11 protein-coding genes are annotated in these 10,228 nt (G+C 38.7%); all 11 read left to right on the top strand.

The genetic code is table 11. The annotated features are described in order from the left end of the window. On the top strand, nt 1-476 hold a 476-nt coding region (locus ACO1O5_RS12140), incomplete at its 5' end, for a hypothetical protein (protein WP_486270542.1). A 112-nt stretch (nt 477-588) separates the two neighbouring features. Next, nucleotides 589-741, top strand: coding sequence for a hypothetical protein (locus ACO1O5_RS12145; protein WP_486270544.1), 153 nt, complete (start codon nt 589-591; stop codon nt 739-741). 82 nt (nt 742-823) lie between these two features. After that, nucleotides 824-3,187 (top strand): carbamoyltransferase HypF, encoded by a 2,364-nt coding sequence (gene hypF / locus ACO1O5_RS12150; RefSeq protein WP_486270546.1) that lies wholly within the window; start codon nt 824-826, stop codon nt 3,185-3,187. Between the two features lie 17 nt (nt 3,188-3,204). Next, nucleotides 3,205-3,462, top strand: coding sequence for a HypC/HybG/HupF family hydrogenase formation chaperone (locus ACO1O5_RS12155; protein ID WP_486270548.1), 258 nt, complete (start codon nt 3,205-3,207; stop codon nt 3,460-3,462). A 77-nt stretch (nt 3,463-3,539) separates the two neighbouring features. Then, nucleotides 3,540-4,643, top strand: coding sequence for a hydrogenase formation protein HypD (gene hypD, locus ACO1O5_RS12160; RefSeq protein ID WP_486270549.1), 1,104 nt, complete (start codon nt 3,540-3,542; stop codon nt 4,641-4,643). Next, complete coding sequence (locus ACO1O5_RS12165) at nt 4,640-6,388, top strand: enoyl-CoA hydratase-related protein (RefSeq protein ID WP_486270551.1); 1,749 nt, start codon at nt 4,640-4,642, stop codon at nt 6,386-6,388. Before hypD ends, ACO1O5_RS12165 begins: the two co-directional genes overlap by 4 nt. Nucleotides 6,389-6,508: 120 nt before the next feature. Continuing rightward, nucleotides 6,509-7,546 carry a hydrogenase expression/formation protein HypE gene (hypE, locus tag ACO1O5_RS12170; RefSeq protein ID WP_486270553.1) on the top strand — a complete coding sequence of 346 codons (1,038 nt, stop codon included), beginning with the start codon at nt 6,509-6,511 and terminating at the stop codon, nt 7,544-7,546. Nucleotides 7,547-7,618: 72 nt separating this feature from the next. Beyond that, nucleotides 7,619-8,731 (top strand): NHL repeat-containing protein, encoded by a 1,113-nt coding sequence (locus tag ACO1O5_RS12175; protein ID WP_486270555.1) that lies wholly within the window; start codon nt 7,619-7,621, stop codon nt 8,729-8,731. Nucleotides 8,732-8,740: 9 nt separating this feature from the next. Beyond that, on the top strand, nt 8,741-9,424 hold the full coding sequence (locus ACO1O5_RS12180; RefSeq protein WP_486270557.1) for an urease accessory protein UreH domain-containing protein: 684 nt from the start codon (nt 8,741-8,743) through the stop codon (nt 9,422-9,424). A 1-nt stretch (nt 9,425) separates the two neighbouring features. Beyond that, nucleotides 9,426-9,629, top strand: a complete 204-nt coding sequence (locus ACO1O5_RS12185; RefSeq protein ID WP_486270558.1) for a hypothetical protein — start codon at nt 9,426-9,428, stop codon at nt 9,627-9,629. Between the two features lie 68 nt (nt 9,630-9,697). Continuing rightward, a complete protein-coding gene (locus ACO1O5_RS12190; RefSeq protein WP_486270559.1) occupies nt 9,698-10,108 on the top strand; it encodes a VOC family protein in 411 nt (136 codons plus the stop codon). The last annotated feature ends 120 nt before the right edge of the window (nt 10,109-10,228 follow it).

Raw genomic sequence — 10,228 nt, forward strand, 5'->3', positions numbered from 1 at the left:
AAGCCATTACTGAAACTCTAATCGCCAGTATAGTTTCCGGCCTCGAAGATTTATTAAGAGATTATGGAAAATTCAGTTTGCTCAATGATCTCGATATTTTCTTCAAAGAGTATTACAGGTTTAGTACCCGATACAGATTTTTCAATTTTGATTTCCTCGAGATAAAAAGAAATTTTGTTGCTTCGTACAATGCGCTGCTGCCGATCTTAAATAAAATAAAACTTCAGCTTGAACGACGTTTTGAGGTCTGCCTTAAACAAAGATTGTTGCAAAAAGATGTGAATATAAAAACGGTTTCTTCAAATGTATGGTTATTGCTCTTCTTTATGCCGGCGGAGGAACAATTAAATGGTAAGAATACAATTTCTGAAACTCAATATCGCCTCAGGTTATGGGAGTTTATTGCATTGTATTTTACTGCAAAGGGCAGCAGTGAGTTTAGTGCTAAGGTCGCTTCTGATTTAACGGGAAAGTAAACACGCCATAATTAAATTTTGATTGAACAGATATAAGTTTTTTTACGCATAGATATAGAGCCGGAATTTCTTCTTATTATTTTTTAACAATTATACGCTACTTCAATGGCAAATGTTCTATGGTCCTGATTTAGAAGTAATAACCATCTCCAGTTTGAATGGCAACGGGTTGAAAGAATGGTGCGACTGGTTTATGAATAAAGTGGAAGACAAAAAAACCTGGTTAAGCATGATGACAATGTGGCCATTGAATCATAAATACTAACGTACACGAAGCCACGAAGATAAAAAAAAATATTGAATTTCTTTTTACCTCGGTGTCTTGTTGACAAAAAATAAAATAGTAATTGCAAACATATCACATACATATCAACGGAATTGTTCAGGGAGTGGGCTTCCGGCCATTGATATATGCGTTGGCCAAGGAAATGCAACTGACTGGGATTGTGAAAAACGGGAGCGATGGAGTGCATATTTATTTTAATGCTTCGGAACAAACAGCCAATTTATTTTTCAATAGAATTAAGAAAAATCCACCCGGACAATCTGTGATTATTTCAATTGAATTACATTCAGCCGGTGATAACAATTTCGATAATTTTTCAATCCTTGTTGAAGAAGATTCAAATATAAAAGATGTCTTAATTTCTCCGGACACTGCTATGTGTGCCGATTGTAAAAGTGAATTACACGATGTTAACAATCGTCGTTACCGTTATCCTTTTATCACCTGCACACAATGTGGGCCGCGTTACTCAATTATCACAAGGCTTCCTTATGAACGACACAACTCTTCTATGGGTAGGTTTACTATGTGTAAAAATTGTAATGAAGAATATAATAATGTTTCAGACAGAAGATTTTTTTCACAAACAAATTCATGTGCGGATTGTGGCATAAAACTGAGTTTGTATCAAAACACATCAAATATAGTTTCAAATGATTCAGAAAAGATTTTAAGTTCGGTTAGAAATTATTTGGAACAGGGAAAAATTCTTGCTGTTAAAGGCATCGGTGGTTATTTGTTATTGTGTTGTGCTGATAGTCCCGACACCATTGAGTTATTAAGAAGCCGTAAACATCGTCCCAACAAACCGTTTGCTGTTTTGTACCCGGATATTGAAACTGTACAAAATAATTTTGAAGTAAATAAACAAGAATGGGATTTGCTCGAAAGTAAGGAAGCGCCCATCGTTTTACTATATCCCAGGCATTTAGCCTTTACAAATCTCGCTATTGAAAATATTGCACCAGGATTGAAACGTTTAGGAATAATGTTGCCGTACAACCCAATGCTGGACCTCATTGCAAATGATTATGGGAAACCATTGATTGCAACGAGTGCAAATATTTCCGGTTCGCCAATTATTTATAAAGATGAAGATGCACTAACATATTTATTTGATATAGCAGATTATGTTGTTAGTTATAATCGTGAAATAATTATCCCGGAAGATGATAGTGTTATACAATTTTCAAAAATTAAAAATCAGCAAATTATAATAAGAAGATCCAGGGGATATGTGCCTTCATTTCTTAACTATCTACCCCTGGCAAAACGTCCCATAATTTCGATGGGGGCGCATCTAAAAAGCAGTATTACATTAACAGTTAATGGAAAGGTTTTTGTGACCCAGTTTTTAGGAAGTGGCGAAAGTTATGAGTCGCAGCAGATGTATAAAAATACATTAGATCACTGGATGAAGTTATACGATATCAAATCATTTGTTGTTCTTGCAGATAAACATCCCGATTATTTTTCGCACCAGTATGCGATGGAAATTGCTGAGAAAAATAGGAGCGAAATTCAGTTCATTCAACACCACCAGGCACATTTTGCAGCCGCCCTTGCCGAGAATGAATTGCTTCATACAAATCAAGCGGTGTTAGGAGTAATTTGGGACGGAACAGGACTTGGTGATGATGGAAATATTTGGGGAGGTGAATTTTTCAAGTATGAAAATAATATCATGCTTCGCAGTTATTATTTTGATTATTTTCCAGTTATAGCCAATGATAAAATGGCGCTGGAACCACGCATATCTGCATTATCCGCTACCGTGGACACCTGGCCACCTTACGGAAAATTAAAAGAAAAATTTACTAAATCAGAATGGAACAATTATCAATCACTGATCAATCAAACGAATCTTTTTACGTCATCTGTCGGAAGAATATTTGATGCGGTTGCTGCCTTACTCGACATTTGCGACAAGCAAACTTATGAAGGAGAAGCTGCCATGTACCTGCAGTCGTTAGCCGAAGAATATGTTGAAGACAATGGCTTCAATATGGATGATTCTTATTTCAAAGAGGGGTCGAATTATTATCGCATACCTACTGCCACACTAATTCAGGGCGTTACAAGAGATATTGAAAAAAATAAATCAGCAAAATACATTGCCGCGAAATTTCATTATTCGTTAGTTTGCCTCGTAGGCATCGTTGCAAAAAATTTGCAGGTTAATAAAATCTGCTTCAGTGGTGGTGTCTTTCAAAATGCGTTATTAGTCGATTGGATTGAAAATGAATTCAGCTCCATGTATAAATTATATTTTCATAAAGATCTGTCACCGAATGATGAGAACGTTTCTTTTGGCCAAATGATTTATTTTGACAATAATATCAGAACAATAAGTAACGAAGACTTTAAAAATAAAAAAGCGGTACAGAATCCGAATCGTTCAGAGACAACAATTCTTAATTCTTAATTTTTAATTATCAATCTATGTGCTTAGCAATTCCAGGTAAAATAAAATCAATCGAATTTCTCTACGGAGGCGCAGTAAAAATGGCAAAAGTGTCTTTTGGTGGTATCATAAAAGAAGCTTCGCTTGAAATGATTCCTACCGCTGAAGTAGGAGATTATGTGCTGGTGCATGTTGGCGTAGCCATCAGTATAGTAAATGAAGAAGAAGCGCACAAAGTGTTTGGTTATTTAAAAGAAGCCGGCGAGTTGGATGAATTGTATGACACAACCAGTTGAATTAATAATGAAGAATTAAAAATGAACCAAACTGTGTGTTCATTAATTCATAATTTTTAATTTTTAATCTTAAAATCATGAAATACATATCAGAGTTTCGTTCACCTGAAATAGTGGCTGCACTTCTAAAAGAAATTAATAAAACTGTAAAAGGTCATTGGAATATTATGGAAGTATGCGGAGGGCAAACTCATTCGCTGGTGAAGAACGGTATCCTTAACATGCTCCCTGAAAATATTCAAATGATACATGGCCCCGGCTGCCCGGTTTGCGTTACGCCGGTTAGCTTAATTGATAGGGCGGTTCACCTTGCCATGGAACATAATGTAATACTTTGTTCCTATGGCGACATGATTCGTGTACCCGGCTCCGGTATGAGCTTACTTGAGGCAAAGGCCCGCGGCGCAGATGTGCGCATTTTATATTCGCCTCTTGAGGCAGTAAAAATTGCCAAAGAAAATCCAGGAAGAGAAATAGTTTTCTTTGCTGTTGGCTTTGAAACAACGGCACCTGCTAACGCACTATCGGTTATCCATGCACGAAGAGAGAATGTGAAAAATTATTCGATTCTGGCTTCACATGTTTTGGTGCCTCCGGCCATTGAGGAAATTATGAATGACGAATTGAGCAGGGTAGATGGATTTCTCGGTGCTGGCCATGTTTGCGCCATCATGGGCATTTATGAATATTATCCGCTTGTTGAAAAATATAAGGTTCCGATTGTGGTAACGGGATTTGAACCCGTTGATTTACTGGAAGGAATTCTAATGGTTGTAAGGCAACTGGAAGCAGGGGAAGCAAAAGTGGAAAACCAATATGCAAGAATTGTAAGTGAAGAAGGAAATATAAAAGCGCAGGAAATGATTTATGAAGTGTTTGAAGTAACGGATCGTTTATGGCGTGGAATGGAAGTGATCCCGATGAGTGGCTATAAAGTAAAACAGACTTACCAGGCATTTGATGCGGAAAAGAAATTCAATATTGATATTGAAGAGGCGCCGGAAAACCCGGAATGTATCGCGGGTGATATTATGAAGGGCATTAAGAAGCCCTACGAATGCCAGCACTTCGGAAAGAGATGCAAGCCCGTTAGTCCGTTAGGAGCGCCCATGGTTTCGAATGAAGGGGCCTGTGCAGCATACTATCATTACTCAGGAAAAGCGGAACAAGTGGAAGCATGAAAATATTATTTATCACAACGGCTTTTAATGGCATGACACAGCGTGCATGGGTGGAACTGGACAGGCTTAACCACCAGGTTAGAGTGCACATAGCATCTACGCAAAAAAATATGACTGAAGCTGTAACTGACTTTCACCCGGATTTGATTATTGCACCTTACCTCAAAGCCCGCATTCCTGCAAGCATCTGGGAAAATTACACCTGCTTAATTATTCATCCCGGCATAGTTGGCGACAGGGGAGCGTCTTCACTTGATTGGGCTATTTTAAATAATGAGAAAGAATGGGGTGTTACTATTCTGCAGGCTGCTGAAAAGATGGATACAGGCCGTGTGTGGTCAACAGCAACGTTCCCGATGCGCAATGTCTCAAAATCTTTTTTATACAGGCATGAAGTTACGGACGCTGCAATGACTGCATTGCTGGATGCCGTTAAGAAATTTGAAAAGAAAACAATCATTCCAAGGTTATCCGGTGAAATTAATACAAACGGTAAAGGAAAATGGAACCGCTCAACCAATGAAAACGATTTTAGATTTTCATGGAATGAAACTGCTGATTCCATCATTCGCAAAATAAATGCTGCAGACAGTTTTCCCGGTGCGCTGACTACTATATTAAATGATGAATATTTTTGCTTTGGCGTAATTGCGGATTCAACCCTTAAAGGAAATCCGGGAGAAATAATCGCAAGGCGTGATAATGCTATTTGCATTGCCACTAAAGATTCTTCAATATGGATTCAATGCCTGACACAGAATTTACCAGGCGCGATAAAACTTCCATCAGTAATTGCTTTGAGAGATAATGGCAAAAATATTCCTGAATTATCCATTGATATTTTTGAGGATAAAATTATTGATCAAACATTCAGTGAGATAAGATATGAAGAAGCTAACGGTGCCGGCTACATCCATTTTGATTTTTATAATGGCGCTATGAGCATTGATCAGTGTAATCGCTTACGGGAAGTGTTTATCAAAGCAAAACAAAAAGACACGAAAGTTATCGTGATGATGGGTGGAACGGATACGTGGAGCAATGGCATTCATCTTAACATGATAGAAGCATCCGAAGATCCGGCGCAAACTTCCTGGGAAAATATTAATGCTATTGACGATCTTATCCGTGAGATTATCTGCACCGATACACATTATATCATAAGTGCTTTGCAGGGAAATGCCGGCGCAGGTGGCGTTTCGTTGGCTCTTGCCGCCGATAAAATTTTAGCCAGGAAAGGAATTGTTTTTAATCCGCATACACGCAATATGGGTTTGTACGGCTCAGAATACTGGACGTATCTATTACCAAAAAGAATTGGCACTCAAAGAGCCAACCTGTTTACCGAACAATGCCTTCCCTGGGGAACTGGTATTGCGATGGAAGTAAAACTTATAGACAATTGCCTTGACGGAAATGCTGATGTATTTATTAAGAAAGTAAAAAGCATTGCTGAAGAAGTTGCCAGTCTTTCCTATTTTCCTCAATTGCTTAGCGCCAAAAAGTTTAAGCGTAAGAGAGATGAAAGTTATAAGCCATTAGAACAATATCGCAAAGAAGAATTAGAAAAAATGCGTAAGAATTTTTTTGCTGACGATTGGGGTTATGATTATAAGCGCTACTGCTTTGTTCATAAAATAAACCCTGAAGAAAAAGTAAATGGAATAGGTGACAAAGACCTTTTCAGTGAGCGACGAAAGATATGGCGAAGAAGAAAATATGAAAAACTTTTTTATGAAGCCTAAGTAAAATTTATTGAATTAATTTATACGAATTACAGCGTTTTCATTTTCTATTAATTCGTGTAATTCGATCTAATTAGTGTGATCTTTTTTAGTGTTATAAATAAAATTAAACAAGAAGAAATGCAGTTACAGTGTCCCATGCCTAAACTTGATTTTGACATTATCACTTTAGGTCATGGTAGTGGTGGAACATTAACGAGCCAGTTATTAGACACTGGCGTTTTCAATTTATTACAAAACGAATTGCTCAATAAAAAGCACGACGGTGCCATTTTCAATTTGAATGGTAAAGTTGCTATGAGTACCGATTCGTTTGTTGTTTCTCCCGTATTTTTTGACGGTGGCAACATTGGCGATCTGGCTGTTAACGGAACAGTAAACGACCTGGCTATGTGTGGGGCCGCTGCCAAATATTTATCTCTTGGATTTATACTGGAAGAAGGATTAAAGATGACAGAATTTTGGGAAATACTGAACACGATAAAGTATGCCTGCGAAGCGGCTGGCGTTGATGTCGTAACCGGTGATACGAAGGTTGTTGAAAGAGGCAAAGGGGATAAGATTTTTATTAACACAACAGGAATCGGCGAAGTGCATGCTAAAGCAAATATTGACATTGATAATATTAAGGCCGGAGATAAAATTATTTTAAGCGGACCGCTGGCCAGGCACGGGATTACTATCATGAGCCACAGGCAGGGCCTGGAGTTTGAAACAACCATCAGCAGTGACACTCGCCCTTTAAATAAAATTGTAATAGAATTACTGGATGAATTTGGAGAAGATATTCATCTAATGCGCGACCCTACACGAGGAGGACTGGCAACGGTCTTAAATGAATTAGCAAAAGATGCCAAACTGGGAATTGATATTTCCCAAAAAAATATTCCTGTTGAAGAAGAAGTATATGGTGCCTGCGAAATGTTAGGACTGGATCCATTATATGTTGCTAATGAAGGATTATTTGTTGCTGTGGTAGACAAAGATATTGCAGATAAATTGTTGCTTCAGTTGCAACAATGGGAACATGGTTCCAAGGCGTCCATAATTGGTGAAGTAACGGGAGAGCATACACGCCAAGTATTGATGAAGAGTAGCATCGGCGGAAGGCGGGTGGTGAATATGCTTGCGGGTGAACAGCTGCCACGGATTTGTTGATCAATTGCCCCGCCCTTCAGGGCGGGGAGTACAGTTTAATATTTTTCGGGGCTTTAGCCCCAACACAAATAAATGATCGAAATAATTAATATAACAGATAAAGGCCGTGGATTGGTCCCCGAAACAAAGGCTTCACTATTTTTTTATGGTGATGAAGGCAATCCTTTTTTAGCGCCGCGTGGTGTTCATACTGCTGATGGAAAATTGATGGTTGCGGACACAGCCCAAAACAGAATTTTTATCTGGAATGAATTACCAACTTCATCTTATCAAAAACCTGATTTGGTATTGGGCCAACTGCTGGCCACGGGAACACAACGGAACTCCGGCGGCGAGGCAGATGCATCTTCTTTACTCTATCCTTCTGGTTTGTGGAGTGATGGTAACAAATTAATTGTTGCAGACGCCTGGAATCACAGGGTATTAATATGGAATGAATTTCCAGCGCAAAACGGCCAGCCTGCCGATGTAGTAGTTGGACAACCAAACATGCAAAATAATTCACCAAATGTTTACGGCGTAGGAACGGTGGCTACAGCAAAAAATTTATATTGGCCTTATGGTGTGTGGAGCGACGGGAAACATTTATGGATTGCGGATACGGGTAACCGAAGAGTTTTATTTTATGAAGATATTCCTGCTTCAAATTATATGGCTGCAGATAAAGTAATCGGCAAAAGCAATTTCGATCAAAAAGATTATGACAGCGAGAGCGCTGTTTGGCCTTACTCCATAAAAGTTTCAGAAGATGGCGTGCTTGCCATAACAGATACACAATATTACAGGGTGCTTATCTGGTATAAATGGGAAGACGCATTCATAAAAACTGCCGATGTAATTATTGGCCAGCCTGAACTTGACAGTTGCGGCCAGAATCAATACCGTTTAAAACCTGCCGCAAACACATTGAACTGGTGTTACGATATGTTTATAAAAAGTGGTTCAATATGGATTGCAGATACCGGCAACAGCCGCGTTTTATTTTTTAAAAACATCCCTTCAGAAAATAATGAGCCTGCCGGTAAAATATATGGCAATATAAATTTTGAATCTATAGGCGAACATCTTGAAGTCGGGAATCATAACAGCGAACGTATGTACTGGCCCTTTGCGGTGAACGTAACGGACGATCAATTGCTGGTAGCAGATACAGGAAATCATAGGATAATATTTTATAACATTTAATAAAAATACATGCTCACATTCCCGCTTTTACTCACCATCTATGCCGGCTTCATTCACGCTTTCGAGGCAGATCACCTACTGGCCGTAAGTAATATCGTATCGCAGCGCAATAACGTAAAGCTGTCTTTGAAAGATGGTATCTTCTGGGGACTTGGCCATACGTCAACCATCTTTATAGTCGGTGTATTGATGATCGTTTTCAAAGCAGGAATTTCAGACCAGTATTTTCGCTATTTCGAATCGCTTGTTGGCGTTATGCTGATAGGATTGGCTATCTATCGCCTGGTTATATTTTTCCGGGAGAAGAAAGTAGTGATTCATGCCCATACACACCAACATGGCGGCGAACAACATCAGCACTTACACGTTCACGTTGGTAACAAGCTGGAACATCAGCACAGACACTCGTTAGCTTATGGAGTAGGCCTCGTCCACGGACTTGCAGGGAGCGGTGCACTCATCCTGATTGCTATGTCACAAATGAAAAGCCCGGCAGATGGCTTATTCTATTTGGTGATATTTGGTCTCGGCTGTATCGTGGGGATGTTGGTTGCGGCAGGTTTATTCAGTATTCCCTTTTCCAAAAAAATAATACAGGCGCAGGTACTGCAAAGTGGTTTGGTAATTATTACGTGCCTGCTCTGTTTTTTATACGGCGGTAAAGTAATTTATGATAACCTGATTGTATTATAATATGACAGCTCTTGAAACTTTACTTGAAGCTTTAAAAGTGTATGAAATTGAAGTACTTTCAATAGACGGCACTCATGTGAAACTTCAAAAAAATTACGAAGTAGAAGTTGAAAAAAATAAATTATACAAACTAATTGATGACGGATGTATTGTAGCGCCCTTCTGTGATCTCAATGAATTATGCAGGTTTATATTGAATAATTAACTTGGATCAATCTGAACCATCAACTATTGCTTTAATCAACAAAAACAATTACCAAATAGCACTCAGCAATGAATTTAAAGATTAACCGGTTACAACATGTCGGACTGCCAATAACCAATATAGAAGTCTCCGAAGCCTTTTACGAGCGGCTCGGCTTCCAAAATGTTATGCAATCTTCTTTTATGTATGAAGATAAAGCCGGAAAGGTTTCGATGATGAAGCGTGATGGGGTCATTATAGAATTATACCAAATGCCTGAGCCGGAATTAAGCCGTGTAAAACAGCGTAGGGACGGGCATATTGACCACATTGCTTTTGATGTAGACGATATTGAAGAAACTTTTGCATTACTTAAAAAAGAGGGATTCCCGGTGGTTGAAGAAAGCCCTGCTTTCTTAAACTTTTGGGAAAAAGGGTGTAAATATTTTTACATCGTAGGCCCCGATGGCGAACGATTAGAGTTTTGCCAGATTTTATAATCTTCAATTCATCTGGCGTAAATAACCGCGGAGAGGTGTAGCATACTTATCGGGCTTTATTAAAGGTAATGTGGACAAAAATAGTTGGTGATTTTATTGATTTTAGGTTTGAACTTTATG

Source organism: Ginsengibacter sp. (assembly GCF_057362405.1).

Excerpts from the sequence above, each read along its gene's own strand:
- ACO1O5_RS12185 (WP_486270558.1), top strand. The coding sequence starts at position 9,426 with ATGACAGCTCTTGAAACTTTACTTGAAGCTTTAAAAGTGTATGAAATT.
- hypD (WP_486270549.1), top strand. The coding sequence starts at position 3,540 with ATGAAATACATATCAGAGTTTCGTTCACCTGAAATAGTGGCTGCACTT.
- hypE (WP_486270553.1), top strand. The coding sequence starts at position 6,509 with ATGCAGTTACAGTGTCCCATGCCTAAACTTGATTTTGACATTATCACT.
- ACO1O5_RS12190 (WP_486270559.1), top strand. The coding sequence starts at position 9,698 with ATGAATTTAAAGATTAACCGGTTACAACATGTCGGACTGCCAATAACC.
- ACO1O5_RS12180 (WP_486270557.1), top strand. The coding sequence starts at position 8,741 with ATGCTCACATTCCCGCTTTTACTCACCATCTATGCCGGCTTCATTCAC.
- ACO1O5_RS12165 (WP_486270551.1), top strand. The coding sequence starts at position 4,640 with ATGAAAATATTATTTATCACAACGGCTTTTAATGGCATGACACAGCGT.
- ACO1O5_RS12155 (WP_486270548.1), top strand. The coding sequence starts at position 3,205 with ATGTGCTTAGCAATTCCAGGTAAAATAAAATCAATCGAATTTCTCTAC.
- ACO1O5_RS12145 (WP_486270544.1), top strand. The coding sequence starts at position 589 with ATGTTCTATGGTCCTGATTTAGAAGTAATAACCATCTCCAGTTTGAAT.
- ACO1O5_RS12175 (WP_486270555.1), top strand. The coding sequence starts at position 7,619 with ATGATCGAAATAATTAATATAACAGATAAAGGCCGTGGATTGGTCCCC.